The sequence below is a fragment of the Micromonospora sp. NPDC050980 genome (assembly GCF_040653835.1).
Classification (GTDB): Bacteria; Actinomycetota; Actinomycetes; order Mycobacteriales; family Micromonosporaceae; genus Micromonospora.
The window spans coordinates 126,586-141,664 of sequence record NZ_JBFAGS010000011.1 but is presented as its reverse complement, the minus strand read 5'-3'; the positions used below and the strand labels follow the sequence as shown (position 1 = coordinate 141,664).

At 73.0% G+C, this 15,079-nt stretch carries 14 protein-coding genes and 1 pseudogene; 4 read left to right on the top strand and 11 right to left on the bottom strand.

Features of this window, described 5'->3' with window-relative positions; all coding sequences use genetic code 11:
- The first annotated feature begins 81 nt into the window (after positions 1-81).
- From AB0H28_RS18670 to AB0H28_RS18655, 4 genes are all read left to right on the top strand, one after another.
- Positions 82-1,641 (top strand): LPXTG cell wall anchor domain-containing protein, encoded by a 1,560-nt coding sequence (locus AB0H28_RS18670; protein WP_358041262.1) that lies wholly within the window; start codon positions 82-84, stop codon positions 1,639-1,641.
- 183 nt (positions 1,642-1,824) lie between these two features.
- Positions 1,825-3,261, top strand: a complete 1,437-nt coding sequence (locus AB0H28_RS18665) for a 3' terminal RNA ribose 2'-O-methyltransferase Hen1 (protein ID WP_358041260.1) — start codon at positions 1,825-1,827, stop codon at positions 3,259-3,261.
- On the top strand, positions 3,258-5,774 hold the full coding sequence (locus AB0H28_RS18660; protein WP_358041257.1) for a polynucleotide kinase-phosphatase: 2,517 nt from the start codon (positions 3,258-3,260) through the stop codon (positions 5,772-5,774). Before AB0H28_RS18665 ends, AB0H28_RS18660 begins: the two co-directional genes overlap by 4 nt.
- A 147-nt stretch (positions 5,775-5,921) precedes the next feature.
- On the top strand, positions 5,922-6,710 hold the full coding sequence (locus AB0H28_RS18655; RefSeq protein ID WP_358041433.1) for a DedA family protein: 789 nt from the start codon (positions 5,922-5,924) through the stop codon (positions 6,708-6,710).
- 217 nt (positions 6,711-6,927) lie between these two features.
- Here the strand turns inward: AB0H28_RS18655 and AB0H28_RS18650 are convergent, their stop codons facing one another.
- The 11 genes and pseudogenes from AB0H28_RS18650 to AB0H28_RS18600 form a co-directional block, all read right to left on the bottom strand.
- The gene (locus tag AB0H28_RS18650; protein ID WP_007073957.1) at positions 6,928-7,305 is read right to left on the bottom strand and encodes a metalloregulator ArsR/SmtB family transcription factor; all 378 of its coding nucleotides are present in this window, start codon (positions 7,303-7,305) and stop codon (positions 6,928-6,930) included.
- A 57-nt stretch (positions 7,306-7,362) separates the two neighbouring features.
- Positions 7,363-7,902, bottom strand: coding sequence for an orotate phosphoribosyltransferase (pyrE, locus tag AB0H28_RS18645; RefSeq protein ID WP_358041254.1), 540 nt, complete (start codon positions 7,900-7,902; stop codon positions 7,363-7,365).
- 155 nt (positions 7,903-8,057) lie between these two features.
- The gene (locus tag AB0H28_RS18640) at positions 8,058-8,867 is read right to left on the bottom strand and encodes an SDR family oxidoreductase (RefSeq protein ID WP_358041251.1); all 810 of its coding nucleotides are present in this window, start codon (positions 8,865-8,867) and stop codon (positions 8,058-8,060) included.
- Positions 8,868-9,034: 167 nt separating this feature from the next.
- Positions 9,035-9,610: pseudogene (locus tag AB0H28_RS18635) on the bottom strand (hypothetical protein); the annotation flags it as partial.
- Positions 9,611-9,682: 72 nt separating this feature from the next.
- Positions 9,683-10,465 carry a hypothetical protein gene (locus AB0H28_RS18630; protein ID WP_358041248.1) on the bottom strand — a complete coding sequence of 261 codons (783 nt, stop codon included), beginning with the start codon at positions 10,463-10,465 and terminating at the stop codon, positions 9,683-9,685.
- 115 nt (positions 10,466-10,580) lie between these two features.
- Positions 10,581-12,149, bottom strand: a complete 1,569-nt coding sequence (locus AB0H28_RS18625) for a polyamine aminopropyltransferase (RefSeq protein ID WP_358041244.1) — start codon at positions 12,147-12,149, stop codon at positions 10,581-10,583.
- Positions 12,146-12,994 carry a hypothetical protein gene (locus tag AB0H28_RS18620; protein WP_358041241.1) on the bottom strand — a complete coding sequence of 283 codons (849 nt, stop codon included), beginning with the start codon at positions 12,992-12,994 and terminating at the stop codon, positions 12,146-12,148. Before AB0H28_RS18620 ends, AB0H28_RS18625 begins: the two co-directional genes overlap by 4 nt.
- Positions 12,994-13,416 (bottom strand): DUF350 domain-containing protein, encoded by a 423-nt coding sequence (locus AB0H28_RS18615; protein WP_358041238.1) that lies wholly within the window; start codon positions 13,414-13,416, stop codon positions 12,994-12,996. Before AB0H28_RS18615 ends, AB0H28_RS18620 begins: the two co-directional genes overlap by 1 nt.
- Positions 13,417-13,448: 32 nt before the next feature.
- Positions 13,449-13,874, bottom strand: coding sequence for a DUF4247 domain-containing protein (locus AB0H28_RS18610; protein WP_358041235.1), 426 nt, complete (start codon positions 13,872-13,874; stop codon positions 13,449-13,451).
- The gene (locus tag AB0H28_RS18605) at positions 13,871-14,365 is read right to left on the bottom strand and encodes a DUF2617 family protein (protein ID WP_358041232.1); all 495 of its coding nucleotides are present in this window, start codon (positions 14,363-14,365) and stop codon (positions 13,871-13,873) included. The genes AB0H28_RS18610 and AB0H28_RS18605 overlap by 4 nt, the downstream gene beginning before the upstream one ends.
- Before the next feature lie 2 nt (positions 14,366-14,367).
- Complete coding sequence (locus tag AB0H28_RS18600) at positions 14,368-15,003, bottom strand: DUF4178 domain-containing protein (RefSeq protein WP_358041230.1); 636 nt, start codon at positions 15,001-15,003, stop codon at positions 14,368-14,370.
- Positions 15,004-15,079: the final 76 nt, after the last annotated feature.

Here is a 15,079-nt window from a genome sequence, read left to right as displayed (position 1 = left end):
CGCGCGGGTGAGCGGGGCGACTTTAGGAATCCTTAAGATCCACGGGCTCCACCTGATCACCCCCACGGGAGGAACCCCAGCATGCTCAGCAACTCCACCCGGCGTTGGTTCGCCGGGTTGGGCGTCGCAGGCGCGTTCGTCGCCGCCTCCGCCACCCCGGCCGCCGCGGCCGACGCACCGTTCGAGATCGTCACGCACGATTTGCTCGTCGCCCCCGGCTACCTCGACTACGGCTCGTTCTTCGCGCACTCGACCGACGACGAAGCGGAGCCGACGTTCGGCCGCACCACTGTCGACGTCGACTTCTCCGCCGTCGCGGACTTCGCCACCGTGGAACCGGCGTGGGGCTGGAGCTGCGACGTCTCGTCGACAAAGCTGCACTGCGAGGCAGACCTCCTCGACGGTGACGAGCCCTGGTTCGACTACGTCGTCAACGGCAAGGACACCGCAAAGCCGGGCCAGCAGGGCGCGCTGAAGATCAGCGTCACCTCCAGCGGCAAGACCGCCACCGGCACGGCCGGTGTCACCATCGCCGAGGGCGTCGACCTGGCCAGCGACCCGACCGTCGAGGCGAGCGGAGCCCCGGGCGGTATTGCGAACCTGCCGGGCGTCGTCCGCAACGCCGGCGACACCACCGTCGACGGGGCGGTTCTGGTCGTTCAGGCCGACTGGCTCGCCTCCTTCGACGGGGACTTCTCGAACTGCCGGAGGCAGGAGGACGGGTTCTTCGCCTTCTGCGCCTTCGACACGAAGATCGAGCCCGGCCGGTCGTACAAGCTCTCGGAGAACCTCCCGATCAAGCTCCGCCCGGAGACGCGTACCGGCGCCAAGTTCCCGGTCTACCTGGACTGGTGGACTACTGACGACTTCGACCAGGCGTTCGAGGACTGGCAGGACGAGGTCAAGCCCGGCAAGGGTGCCGAACTCCGCCTGGTCGAGCAGTCGGTGAAGACGGCGCGGGTGCCGCAGACCGACCTGGACCAGATGAACAACTTCACCGTGGGCACCGTCCGGGTCACCGGGAACAACCCGGCGGACCTCGCGGCCGAGGGCGCCACCGCGACCGGCAAGAAGGGCGACGTCGTCACGGTCGCCCCGAGCTTCACCAACCTCGGGCCGGCCACGCTCGAGTACCTGGGCCAGGGCACCCCGGGCATCCGCCTGGAGGACCTGCCGGTCCGCGTCACCGTCCCGGCCGGCACCACCGTCACCGAGGCGCCCTACGACTGCGTGCCGTTCCAGCCGTCGAAGGAGTGGGACCCGTGGACCGCGAACTGGGGTGAGCCGGGTGCCAAGGAGTACGCCTGCCAGGTCACCGAGAGCCCCAAGGGCATGAAGAATCCCTACGAGTTCCGCCTGCGCGTCGACACCGTGACCCCGGACGCCGCCGGCGTCTTCGTCACCCGGCTGGGCGGCGACCCGAACAGCAAGAACAACGCCGCCGCGATCGTCGTCAACCCGGTCGGCAACGGCAACCCGGGCACGCCGGGCGACGGTGGCCAGGGTGGCGGGGACGGTGGCACGCTGCCGATCACCGGTTCCTCCGCCGGCCTGATCGCCGGCATCGGCGCGCTGCTGCTCGCCGCCGGCTTCGGCGGCTACGTGGTGGCCCGCCGCCGCAAGACCCGCTTCGTCGCCTGACCGAGCACCCCCGGTGCCCCGCCGACCATCCCGGTCGGCGGGGCACCGTCATATCCGGGGAGCCCGACCCGCGCAGGGATCAAGCCGAACCGCCCGGAGCGGGTCGGGCTCCCCCGGAAACCCTCACCGTGACCCCCGGAAACCCCCACGACACGAAGGCGAAGAGCAAGGAGCATCAACCCCGTGTTGCTGACCCTCACCACGACCCACCGCCCCGCGACCGACCTCGGTCACCTCCTCGTCAAGCACCCGGACCGCGTGCAGCGCTTCGACCTGCCCACCGGTGCCGCGCACGTGTTCTATCCCGAGGCGGACGAGGCGCGGTGCACGGCGGCGCTGCTGGTCGAGGTGGACCCGCTGAAGCTGGGCGGCGGCCGGGGTCGTCGGCAGCCGACCGCGCCGGAGGGCTTCACCCTCGGGCAGTACGTCAACGACCGCCCGTACGCGGCCTCCAGCCTGCTCTCCTCGGCGCTGGCGAAGGTGTTCCGCTCGGCGCTGCGCGGCGAGTCCCGGGACCGGCCCGAGCTGGCCGCCGCCGCGATCCCGCTGACCGTGCGGGTGCCGGTGCTGCGCTGCCGCGGCGGCGCCGACCTGGCGGTACGGGTGTTCGCCCCGCTCGGCTGGACCGTGACGGCCACCCCGATCCCGCTCGACGAGGCACACCCGGAGTGGGGTGACAGCCGCTACGTCGACCTGACGCTGGCCGGTTCGCTGCGGCTCGCCGACGCCCTCAACCACCTGTACGTGCTGCTGCCGGTGCTGGACGACGCCAAGCACTACTGGGTCGCCCCGGACGAGGTGGACAAGCTGCTGCGGGCCGGCTCCGGCTGGCTGGCCGGCCACCCGGAGCGGGGCCTGATCATCCGCCGCTACCTGGCGCACCGCCGGGCCCTGGCCGGCGCGGCGCTGGCCCGCCTGACGGAGCTGCGCCTGGCGGACGAGCCGACCGGTGACGACAGCGTCGAACCGGAACCGCCCGTGGAGGCGCCCCGCGCCCCGCTCGCCGCGCTCCGGCGGGAGGCGGTGCTCACCGCGCTGCGGGACAGCGGCGCGAGGCGGGTGCTGGACCTGGGCTGCGGTGGTGGCGCGCTGCTGGCCGCGCTGGTGGCCGACCGGCGGTTCACCGAGGTGGTGGGCGTCGACGTCGCCGGCGGGGCGCTCGGCCTGGCCGCCCGCCGGCTGCGGCTGGACCGGCTGCCGGAGCGGCAGCGGGACCGGATCCACCTACGGCAGTCCGCGTTGACCTACCGGGACGACCGGCTGCGCGGCTACGACGCGGCGGTGCTGATGGAGGTGGTCGAGCATCTCGACCCGCCGCGGCTGCCGGCGCTTGAGGACGCGGTGTTCGGCCACGCCCGGCCCGGCACGGTGGTGGTGACCACCCCGAACCTGGAGTACAACGTCCGTTACGAGGGGCTCGGGCCGGGCCGGTTCCGGCATGCCGACCACCGGTTCGAGTGGACCCGGGCGGAGTTCACCGCCTGGGTGGAGCGGGTGGCGGCGGCGCACTGCTACACCGTCGCGATCAGCGGCGTCGGCGACGTCGACCCGGAGGTGGGCACCCCGACCCAGCTGGCGGTCTTCACCCGCGCCGACCGGAAGGAGGAGACGGACCGATGACCGTCCTGGACATTCCCGAGCTGGCGCTGGTGGCGCTGGTCGGCGTCTCCGGCGCCGGCAAGTCCACGTTCGCCCGCCGGCACTTCGCGCCCAGCCAGGTGCTGTCGTCGGACATGTTCCGCGCGCTTGTCGCCGACGACGAGAACGACCAGTCCGCGTCCGCCGACGCGTTCGACGCGCTGCACCACGTGGCCGGCATCCGACTGCGGCGGGGCCGGCTGACCGTGGTGGACGCGACGAACCTCCAGCCGCACGCCCGGGCCGGGTTGATCCGGGTGGCCCGGGAGCACGACGTGCTGCCGGTGGCGATCGTGCTGGACGTGCCGGAGACGGTGGCCTGGGAGCGGACCGAGGGTCGCGCCGACCGCACGCACGGCCGGCCGGTGCTCGCCCGGATGCGGCGCGACCTGCGGCAGTCGTACGGGCGGCTGGCCCGGGAGGGCTTCCGCAAGGTGCACGTGCTGCGCGGGGTGGACGAGATCGACGCCGCCGAGGTCAGCTACGAGAAGCTGTTCAACGACCGGCGCGAGCTGACCGGGCCGTTCGACGTGGTCGGCGACGTGCACGGCTGCCGCGCCGAGCTGGAGGCGCTGCTGTCCCGGCTCGGTTACGCGCTGTGCCGCGACGACGCCGGGCGCCCGGTGGACGCGACGCACCCCGCCGGGCGTACCGCGGTCTTCGTCGGTGACCTGGTGGACCGCGGCCCGGACTCACCCGGCGTGCTCCGCCTGGTGATGGGCATGGTGGCGGCCGGGCACGCGATCTGCGTGCCCGGCAACCACGAGCAGAAGCTGCTGCGCAAGCTGCGCGGCCGGGACGTGCGGCTCACCCACGGCCTGGCCGAGACGATGGCCCAGCTCGCCGCGGAGCCGGCGGAGTTCGTCGCCGAGGCGGAGACGTTCATCGACGGCCTGGTCAGCCATTACGTGCTGGACGGCGGCCGGCTGGTGGTGGCGCACGCCGGGCTGAAGGAGGCCTACCACGGGCGGGCGTCCGGCCGGGTGCGGTCCTTCGCGCTCTACGGCGAGACGACGGGCGAGACCGACGAGTACGGCCTGCCGGTGCGTTACCCGTGGGCGCGCGACTACCGGGGTTCGGCCATGGTCGTGTACGGCCACACGCCGATCGCGGAGCCCGAGTGGGTCAACAACACCATCTGCCTGGACACCGGTTGCGTGTTCGGGGGCCGGTTGACCGCGCTGCGCTACCCGGAGAAGGAGTTGGTGGCGGTGCCGGCGGAGCGGGAGTGGTACGCCCCCGCCCGCCCGCTGGTCCCGCCTGCCCCGGCGCGGCCGGACACCGTGCTGGACCTGGCCGACGTGACCGGGCGGCGGCATCTGACCCACGCGTACGGGTCGCTTACCGTGCCGGCCGAGAACGCCGCCGCCGCGCTCGAGGTGATGAGCCGGTACGCGGTCGACCCGGGCCGGTTGGTGTGGCTGCCGCCGACGATGGCGCCGTGCTCGACGTCGACCGTCGAGGGGTTCCTGGAGCACCCGGCGGAGGCGTTCGCCGACTACCGCGCGGCCGGCGTCGACCGGGTCGTCTGCGAGGAGAAGCACATGGGTTCGCGGGCCGTGGTGCTGGTGGAGCGGGAACCGGGCCGGTTCGGCGGCGGGGTGGTGCACACCCGCACCGGTCGACCGTTCTTCGGGCCCCCGCTGGACGAGGAGTTGCTGGCCCGGGTCCGCGCGGCGGTCACCACCGCCGGCCTCTGGGCCGAGCTGGACACCGACTGGCTGCTGCTCGACACGGAGCTGCTGCCCTGGTCGGCGAAGGCCGGCGGGTTGATCCGCGAGCAGTACGCCGGGGTCGGCGCGGCCGGTCGGGCGGCGCTGCCCGCGGTGCTGGCCACGCTGGACGCCGCAGCCGGGCGCGGGCTGCCGGTGGACGGGTTGCGGGCCCGGATGGCGCGGCGGGCGGCCGAGGTGACCGCCTACTCGACGGCGTACCGGGCGTACGTCGGGCCGACGGACGGGCTGCGCGGGGTGACGTTGGCGCCGTTCGCGGTGCTGGCCGGCGCCGGGGTGAGCTTTGCGGACCGGGACCACGGCTGGCACCTGGCGCTGGCGGACCGGCTCCGCACCGCCGACCCGGAGTTCTTCACGCCGACTCGACGGCTGGTGGTGGAGCTGGCCGACGAGGCGGCGGTGGTCGACGCCACCGAGTGGTGGCTGGCGCTGACCTCCTCCGGCGGCGAGGGCATGGTGGTCAAGCCGTATGCGGGCCCGGCCGCACGCTCGCCGAAGGGTTCGCTGCTCCAGCCGGGGATCAAGTGCCGCGGCCGGGAGTACCTGCGGATCATTTACGGTCCCGGCTACACCGAGCCGGCACAGCTCGCCGCGCTGCGCAAACGCTCGTTGGGTCGCAAGCGCGGGCTGGCCCTGCGTGAGCACAGCCTGGGTCTGGCCGCGCTGGACGCGCTCGCCGACGACGCCCCGCTCTGGCGTCGCCACGAGTTGGTCTTCGCGATCCTCGCCTGCGAGTCCGACCCGGTCGACCCGCGCCTGTAACCCCCGCTGTTTCACGGAAAGAGGGGCCACCAGCGCGCGGATGGCCCCTCTTTCCGTGAAACAGGGGAGGGGAGACGGAGGGGAAGGAGTGGGGCGGATCGGGCCCGGGTAGCCTTTGTGGCCGTGGACACAGCAGAGAAGACCCGGATGATCTCCGAGAACGTGGCCCTGAACCCGCTCGATCCGAAGGATCTCATCCACACCTTCGGGATGATCGGCGTCTGGGTGATCCTGTTCGCCGAGACCGGTCTGCTGGTCGGCTTCTTCTTCCCGGGCGACTCGCTGCTCTTCCTGGCCGGGGTGGCCGCCTCCCCGGTGGCCGACGCCATCTTCGGTGACGGCACCCGGCTCTCGCTGGCCGGTCTGATGATCGGCGGCCCGGTCTGCGCGATCGCCGGCGCCCAGCTCGGGCACTGGCTGGGCGCGCGCTACGGCCGGCGGATGTTCGACAAGCCCAACTCGCGGCTGTTCAAGCGGGAGTACGTGGCGAAGGCGGAGTACTACTTCCAGAAGTTCGGCCCGGCGAAGGCCGTGGTGCTGGCCCGGTTCATCCCGATCGTGCGGACGTTCCTGAACCCGGTGGCCGGGGTGCTCGGCATGCCGGCCCGGCAGTTCTTCGTGTGGAACGTGGTCGGCGCGGTCCTCTGGGTGGACGGCATCCTGCTGATCGGCTACGTGCTGGCCCGTCAGATCTACGACGCGATCGGTGACCAGATCGACAGGTACATCCTGCCGGTGGTCGCGCTGATCATCCTGATCTCGGTGCTGCCGATCTTCTTCGAGTTCCTGCGCGACCGGAAGGCGCGCAAGCGCGGCGAGGCGGTCGCGGTGATCGCCGCGGCGACCGCGGCGGGCGCGGTGGACGCGGCCCGGGACGCCATCGACGGCGGCGACGACGACCACCCGCACGGGCACGGCGGTCAGCACCGCCGCTGACCGGCACGGGCGCCGAAGGCCGACCCCCGGATGGGGGCCGGCCTTCGCGCATGACCTGTCAGGTCGCGGGCGACACGGATGACGACGGACGTCGTCGTGCCGTCGATGGCGCCACCCCTCGCACGCCACCGAACGCCCACGTCCGACCGGGTCCGGCGCACGTGCCATCGCGCCGTGGCCACGGCCGGCCGGCCCGTCGAAGGGACGGGCCGTGACGTCAGCGAGCCTTCTTGGTGGCCCGCTTCCGCGGCGGCGTGAGCAGATCCGCGATCGTCGCGATCGCGGTCGGCACCAGCCGGTAGTACGCCCAGACCCCGCGCTTCTCCCGCTCCAGCAAGCCGGCCTCGGTGAGGATACGCAGGTGGTGGCTGACCGTCGGCTGCGAGAGGCCGAGCGGCGCGGTGAGGTCACACACGCACGCCTCCCCCTCGGGAGCCGACTGGATCAGGCTGAGCAGCCGCAGCCGGGCGGGGTCGGCGAGGGCCTTGAGGACCCCCGCGAGCCGCTCGGCGTCGGCGCGTTCGATCGGCTCGCCGGCAAGCGGCGAGATCTGAGGCATGGTCATTTCAGCCAACGCAGTTCCCACGTATTCCATCCTTCCACCAGCAGCATCGATCCGCCTGCATATGAGCAGATCCGAATCGGCAAACTTTTAGGCCACAAGGCCGAGGTCAGCCAACGTATAGGCCGCCCGATAAGGCAATCCGGCGGCTCGCACCGCGTCGCCGGCACCTCGATCAACAATAACCGCAACACCCACGACTTCCGCCCCGGCCTCGCGCAACGCCTCGATGGCGGTCAACACACTTCCGCCCGTCGTCGAGGTGTCCTCCACCGCCAGGACTCGACGCCCGGTCACGTCCGGCCCCTCGATGCGGCGCTGGAGGCCGTGCGCCTTGCCCGCCTTGCGGACCACGAAGGCGTCCAGTGGGCGGTCGGTGCCGGCCGAGGCGTGCAGCATCGCGACGGCCACCGGATCGGCGCCCAAGGTCAGCCCGCCGACCGCGTCGTACGCCCAGTCCGCGGTGAGGTCGCGCATCACCCGGCCGATCAGCGGGGCGGCCTGGTGATGGAGCGTGACGCGACGCAGATCGACGTACCAGTCCGCCTCGCGGCCCGAGGAGAGCACGACCCGACCGTGGACCACGGCCAGGTCAGTGATGAATTTACGCAGGTCGTCGTGGTCCCCCATGGCAACAGAGCGTACTTCGCGAGTCTGTGCGCCGCCCGTGGGGTCCACCGCCGTCCAGCCTGCGCGCGACCGGTGAGTGGCAGCGCCCGGCTACGCTGCGCGACCGTCCACCCCGGTCCGCTACCGCCCGGGTCGGCCGGCGCGACCGCGCCCGGTCAGGCGCGCGCCCGGTCGACCCGGCCCCGGGCGTCCCGGGTGAAGCGGCGCAGCAGCTGCTTCGGCGCGTGCCGCAGCCCGGCCACAGCCAGCTTGTACTTCCAGTCCGGGACGCTCACCAACTTGCCTTTACGCAGGTCAAGCAGCCCTTCGGCGACGACGTCGTCGGCCCGCAGCCAGGCCCAGGCCGGCAGGCGCGACATGTCGATGCCGACCCGCTCGTGGTTGCCGGTGCGGGTGTAGCCCGGGCAGAGCGCCATGACGCGAACACCGAGCGGCGCCACCGACTGACCGATCGATTCACTGAAATTCGTCACCCACGCCTTGCTGGCCGAGTAGGTCGAACCCGGCATCGGAACGCCGAAACCCGCAACCGAAGAGACATTAATCACTGCCCCGTCGCCGCGTTCGATCATCGGACCGAGGGCCGCGTGGGTCAGTCGAAGCACCGCCAGCACGTTGAGCCGCACCAGGCGGGACTCGTCCGGAACGGCCGAGCGGACGAACGGGGTGTTCAAGCTGATCCCGGCGTTGTTCACCAACAGGTGCACCGGCGGGTCGGCAACCAGCCGGCGCTCCACCACCGCGCAACCGTCGTCGGTGGACAGGTCGGCCGGGATGGTCCGCACCTCGCCGCCGTGCCGGCCGGTCAACTCCGTCGCCAGCGCGTCCAACCGGGCGACGTCCCGGGCCACCAGCACCAGGTCCCAGCCGTCGGCGGCGAGCCGGCGGGCGAACGCCTCACCGATGCCCAGGCTGGCGCCGGTGACCACGGCACGGCGGCGGGCGGACTGGGGTGTCCCGGTCATGCGCGGTCCTCCGGAGGTGTCGGCGGAGCGGAACCGGGCTGCGGGCCAGAGCTGAGTGGCGCCGACGGTGGGGCCAGGCCCGGCGGCGGACCCCAGGGCGTCGGCCCGGCGACGGGAACGCCGGACGCGGTGGTGCCGTAGCCGGTCGGCGGGCCGGGCGGCCGGCCCGCCGGGGCCGGCCGGCGGTGCAGGAACGCGCCGGCCGAGGGGAGCGCGAGCAACGCGGCCACCACCAGGTAGCCGAGGATCTGCGCCACCGACAGCGCCGCATTCACCGGGATCCACCACGCCGGGTACGCGTCACCGACCAGCCCGAGCAGGTCGGCGGTGACCCGCTCGTCGGCGCCGAGCCGCAACGGAGCGGCCCGCTGCCCGACCAGCACCGCGAGCCCGCAGCAGCCGCAGAGCAGGCCCAGCCCGGCGACCACCCAGGTAGCCACCCGCGCGCCGGCGCGGCCGGCGAGCAGGCCGAGCGCGAGCCCGACCAGCAGCACCGCGGCCAGCACGCCGAGCACGGCGGCCAGCACGGTCGAGCCGCGCAGCAGGCCGGCTACCCGATCGATGTCGCCGCCACCCGCGCCGGTGCCCTGCGCGGCGGCACGGAACCGCTGCACCGTGCCGCCGGCCACCGCCAGGTTCGTCACCGCGTACGCCACGGCGCCGACCGCCATCAGCAACAACACCGCCACCGCCGCGACGACCGTGGCCGGCCGGCGGGGGGCGGCCCGATCGGGGTACGACACGACGGATCCCTCCGGTAGGCGTTGGCTTGCAACCTACTCGGAGGGACCGTCGGCGTCGCTGAAATCCTGCCGTCAACTTCCGGGTGGCGGCTCCGGGTCGCGCCGCTCGCCCGGCTGGCCGGTCGAGGGCTGGTCACCGGACACCGGCGGCGGGGCCGGCTGGCCGGGCGTCGACGGGTAGGCCGGGCCACCCGGCTGCCCCGAGGTCGACGGGTAGGCCGGGTCGGTGGACTGCCCCGGGGTCGACGGATACGCCGGGTAGGCGCCACCTGGGACCGGTGGCTCCCAGGCGGCCTTCGGCTTGCGGAAGAACTCGTTCGCCTTCGGCAACGCCAGCAGGATCAGCGCGCCCAGCAGGGCGAGCAGCGCGACGACGCCGAGCAGCAGACTGACCGGGGTGTACCAGGACGGCAGCGCGTCCTCCAGCCGGCGCTGGATCTCCTGCGTGCTGGGCAGGTTGCCGTCGGTGCTGCCGCCACCGCCCATCATGCCGCCGGAGACGCCGTTGAGCAGGCTGCCGCCGGTGCAGCAGAGCAGGATGCCGCCCACCACCCAGGTGATGATCCGGGAGACGTTCCGCCCCCGGTTGTTCAGCAACGCGAGCACGACCAGACCGATCGCGAGCAGCAGCGTCAACACCGAGGAACCGATGGTGAAGGCGTACGCGAGGTCGCCGGCCGACTCGGCCGACGAGCCGGCGTAGGCGTCCTTGAGCACATCGCGGATCGTGCCGATGACCGCCAGCGTCACGATCAGGTTGAGCACCTGGATGACGGCGACGAGAATGAGCAGCCAACTGGAAAGCGTCACCACACCGGGACGCGCGCGGGGCGTGGTGCCCGGAGCATCGACCATGATTCTCCCTTCCTGGATCAGATGACCACCGTAGCGATGTCCGGCCAGGTGGGCACGGTAGAAGGGGTCACCGGTCGGTGGCGCGGCGCAGCCGGTGGTATGAGGTGTCCCGAATCTAGTAGCCCCGCCACTCCTCGCGGGCGTACTCCAGCACCCGGGGCTGCAACAACGTCGAGGCGGGCACGTCGGCCCGGGCGCGGTCGGCGGGGAACGTGGCCGCGGCGGCGAGCACCGCCGGAGTGAGGAAGCGCAGCGGTGGCGCGTCGGCCGGCAACCCCAGCTCGGGGGCGGTCCCGCCGGGCGCGGCGAGCACGAACCCCCAGTCGCCGAAGCTCGGCACGTCGACGTGGTAGGGCACGGTGGCGAAACCCGCCTCCCGCACCGACCGCTCGATGGACCAGTACGACCGGGGCGCGAAGTAGGGCGACCCGGACTGCACCACGAGTCGCCCGCCGGGAGCCAGCACCGGGCGGATCAGCGAGTAGAACTCGACCGTGTAGAGCTTGGCGGTGGCCGTCTCGTCCGGGTCGGGCAGGTCGGCGATCACCACGTCGAACCGTTGCGTCGCGGTCCGCAGCCAGCCGAACGCGTCGAGGTTGAGCACCCGTACCCGGGGGTCGGTGAGCGAGGCGTGGTTCAGGTCGCGCAGTTGCGGCTCGCCGCGGGCCAGCGCGACCACGGCCGGGTCGAGGTCGACGAGCGTCACCGAACGCACGTCCGGATACTTCAGGATCTCCCGCGCGGCCAGCCCGTCGCCGGCGCCGAGCACCAGCACGTCGCCGTGCGGCCCACGCATCGCCGGATGCACCAGCGCCTCGTGGTAGCGGTATTCGTCGACGGAGCTGAACTGGAGGTCGCCGTTGAGGAACAGCCGCAGGTCGGTGACGGTGTGGCCGACCTCGGGCACCGACCGGGTCAGCACGATCTCCTGGTAGCGACTGCGCTCCGCGTGCACCACCGGGTCGCGGTAGAGCTGCTGGCGGGCGGTCACCTCGAAGTCGTGGGCGGTCATCCACGCGTACCCCAGCAGGAGGCCGACCACGACGGAGCCGGCGCCCAGGCCCACCCGCGTCCGGCGGCCGAGTTCGTCGCGGAACACGGTGAGGACCAGCGCGACGCCGGCGACGGCGTTCACCGCGCCGACCACGAGCGCGCCCTTGAGCTGCCCGAAGACCGGCATCAGCAGGAATGGAAAGGCCAGCCCGCCGAGCAGCGCGCCCACGTAGTCGGCGGCGAACAGGTCGGCCACCGCGCTGCCGGCGGACTGCTCCCGGATGCGTTGCAGCATCACCATCAGCAGCGGGATCTCCGCGCCGATCAGCAGTCCGAGCACGAAGGCGGTGCCGACCAGCGCCGGGCCGTAGAGGTCGAGCCAGGCGAACGCCGCGTAGAGCCCGAGCACGGAGAGGCCGCCGAGCAGCGCCAGGGTCAACTCGATCACCGCGAACGCGGGCGCCGCCCGGGTCTGCAACGGCTTCGCCACCAGCGCGCCGACGCCCATCGCGAAGACCATCACGCCGAGCACGATCGATGCCTGCCCGACCGCGTCGCCGATCAGGTAGCTGCCGAGCGCGACGAGCGCCAACTCGTACACCAGGCCGCAGGCCGCGCAGACGAAGACCGCGAGCAGGACCGCCGCGCGGGCCGCGCGCCACCGTGGCCGCGCGGGCGCGTCGACGGTCACGCTTCCTCCCGGGTACGCCCGGCGGCTTCCACCCCGGCGCGCTGCGCGGGTGCCGCTGCCGTGGTCGGGCGACCGCTCCGGCCGGGCGGCTCCGGCGACCCGCCGGCATCCCGGGCGGAGGGCCGGCGTTGGCGGCGGCGTTGCCACCCGCCCACGGCGATGAACAGCGCGGCGACCAGCAGCAGGCCGGCGGCGGTGAGCAGCCAACCCCAACGGTCGCGCAGCAGGTCGTTGCCGGCGCTCGGCAGCGGCTGCGGCGTGCCGGTCGGCTCCGGGACCGCGGCGCTCGGCGCGGGGGCCGGGTCGGCCAGCCCGACCTCGGCGGCGAGCAGCGGCAGCACCGTCGTGGCCCGGGTGATCGCCCAGCCGGGCTCGTCGACGAAGGCGTCCTCGTCCAGCCCGAAGCGGCTCAGGCCGGAGGCGATCGGGTAGAGGTCGGCCGGGTCGATGTCGGCGGAGCCGTCGACGCCGATGCTCGCCGAGTCCTGCGACTCGCTGCTGGCGGAGGTGTAGCGGACGACCGCGGAGACCTCGATCCAGCGCGGGCACCGCGGGTCGTCCCGCACCGGCACCTGGTCACCGAGATTGGAGCCGACGCTGATCTCGGTGCTGTAGTCGTGGAGCGCCCACCCGTAGCAGATGCCCTGACCGGAGAACGCGGACGCCAGCAGCGGCACGGTGGCGTCGCGCTGCTCGGTCGTCGGTGCGGGCACGTCGGTGCTCTCGCCGCCGTTGACGATCCCGATGGCGCAGGGCACGCCGACGAACAGCGTGAGCACGACGGTCCAGATCACCGCCGTGTTCCGCTTGTCCTTCGCCTTCCCGGCGACGGCCTTGCCGGTCATCAGCTGATGGCGGCGGCGATGATCGCGCCGGTGGCGACGTGCACGGTGGCCGAGATCCACACCGCCGGGTGCGGCTCCGGGTCCACCAGCAGCTCGCCGAGCTTGCCGGGGGTGGCCACGTCGAGCAGCACGAACGCCGCCGCCATGATCACCAGACCGAGGATCCCGTACGCGGCGGCGCCGACCAGCCCGAGCGTGAAGTCGTCGGCGCTGGCCACGATCGCGGCGACCACCACGGTGCCGACGCCGAGCAGGTTGGAGGCGAGCAGCAGCGTGGCGTTGCGGTTGCGCTGGCCCCAGATCAGCTCGTGGAGCTTGCCGGGGGTGGCCAGGTCGACCAGCAGGTAGCCGACGGCCATCAGGACCACGCCGACCACGCCGTAGGCGAGGGTGACCAGCAGGTCGGTGACGAGATGCTGCACAGAAAGCTCCCAGGATGAGGGGGTCGGACGGGCTACTTGCCGGCGCCGGGGCCGCCGCCCCGGACGGTGCTGCCTCGGCCCCAGCCCCAGCTGTTGCCGACGACGCGGTGGTACCGGGGGTAGGCGGTGGTCATCCGCTCCAGCAGGATCACCGAGCCGACGGCGAGCGGGAGGATCACCACCGAGTCGTCGTCGTAACGCAGGTAGACCCCGCTGCCGTCGACGTACTGGTCGGCCGGCTGCCAGGTGTCGGTGATCTCCTTCGACACCTGACTGGGCGACCTGTTCGAGGTGTACGCGACCGCCTGCGAGCCGATGTCCCGCCCGGACGCCCGGGAGTAGTGGTCCTGCACGTAACCGCGGGGCGAGAAGTTGCCGTAGAAGATCGCGAAGGCGGCGACCAGGGCGCCGACGACGGCGACCGCCACGCCCACCACGAACCACCGTCGGTACGTCACAGCTTCTCCACCACCGTCTCGGTCAGGACCAGTTCGTTCGTCTGGGGGTAGGCGTGCCAGGTGCGCCACGCGACGGTGCCGCTCGGTGGGTCGGGCGCGACGGCCAGCGCGGTGACCGCGTCCTCGTCCCCGGGGAACACGCCGACCAGCGCGTACGGGTCGCCGGTCAGCTCGGTGCGGAGCGCCGCGACCCGGGTGCGCAGGCCGTCGCCGGCCGGCCGGAGCACCGTGGCGGTGAACCGGTAGCCGGCGGTGGCGTCGTGCAGGGTGTCCGGCAGGTGCGGCCGGTGGCCGGGCAGGCAGGCGACCGTCTCGGTAAGCGCGCCGGCGACGACCTGGTGGGACGCGCCGAGCAGGCGCAGCCGAAGCCGGGTCCCGCCGGGCAGGTCGAGGTCGCGGACGGCCAGCGCCGGCAGCTCCGGGCCGCCGAGGGTCAGGCTGAGGTCGGCGGCGCGGCTGTCGACGTACGGCGTCCGCAGGGCGACGAGCACGCTCACTTCACCTGGTCCGGGCCGCCCTGCGGGTAGATCATCACCTCGGCGCGGCGCAACTCCTCGCCGAGGTTCACCTCCCAGCCCGCCTCGCCGTACGCCTCGAACGACAGCCGGGCCCCACCGGGCGCCTGGTAGTCGTAGTAGCGCATGGTGCCCCGCGGGTCGAGGCCGGTGCCCTCGGTCGCGGTGTAGCGGGCCTGACCGGACTCGTCCCAGTTGTAGCGGCGGCCGGCGATCTCCAGCGTCGGTGCGCCGGGCGTGACGGTGGCCCCGGGCTCGCTGGTCCAGAGCACCATCTCCAGGTCCGGATCCGCCTCGACGGAGAGCCAGCGCTTCACCCCGCCCGCGTCGTCGAGCAGGTGCTCCGCCCAGCTCCAGCCACCCTCGACCAGGTGCACCGAGCCGCGCACGGTGTAGGGCACCTGGCGGATCTCGACGATGTCGCCGGGTTTGAGCGCGCGCGGGTCGCCGCGCAACGCGTCCGAGTCGGTGTCCCGGAACGGGTCACCGGGCGTGGCCGGCTGCGGGCGCCCCGTCGAGCGGGACCTGCGCAACGCGATCACGGCGATCACCACGCCGGCCGCCCCGAGCAGGCATCCGAGCGTGGCCACCACGTACGCCACCGAACCGTTCATGACCGCCTCCCCCAACGTGCATCGGCGGAGACGGTAACAACCCCGCGCACCTCACCCGAAGCCCTGTTCGCTGAGT

Excerpts from the sequence above, each read along its gene's own strand:
- AB0H28_RS18640 (WP_358041251.1), bottom strand. The coding sequence starts at position 8,867 with ATGACCGGGACACCCCAGTCCGCCCGCCGCCGTGCCGTGGTCACCGGC.
- AB0H28_RS18670 (WP_358041262.1), top strand. The coding sequence starts at position 82 with ATGCTCAGCAACTCCACCCGGCGTTGGTTCGCCGGGTTGGGCGTCGCA.
- AB0H28_RS18660 (WP_358041257.1), top strand. The coding sequence starts at position 3,258 with ATGACCGTCCTGGACATTCCCGAGCTGGCGCTGGTGGCGCTGGTCGGC.
- pyrE (WP_358041254.1), bottom strand. The coding sequence starts at position 7,902 with ATGGGGGACCACGACGACCTGCGTAAATTCATCACTGACCTGGCCGTG.
- AB0H28_RS18650 (WP_007073957.1), bottom strand. The coding sequence starts at position 7,305 with ATGGAATACGTGGGAACTGCGTTGGCTGAAATGACCATGCCTCAGATC.
- AB0H28_RS18620 (WP_358041241.1), bottom strand. The coding sequence starts at position 12,994 with ATGACCGGCAAGGCCGTCGCCGGGAAGGCGAAGGACAAGCGGAACACG.
- AB0H28_RS18655 (WP_358041433.1), top strand. The coding sequence starts at position 5,922 with ATGATCTCCGAGAACGTGGCCCTGAACCCGCTCGATCCGAAGGATCTC.
- AB0H28_RS18600 (WP_358041230.1), bottom strand. The coding sequence starts at position 15,003 with ATGAACGGTTCGGTGGCGTACGTGGTGGCCACGCTCGGATGCCTGCTC.
- AB0H28_RS18630 (WP_358041248.1), bottom strand. The coding sequence starts at position 10,465 with ATGGTCGATGCTCCGGGCACCACGCCCCGCGCGCGTCCCGGTGTGGTG.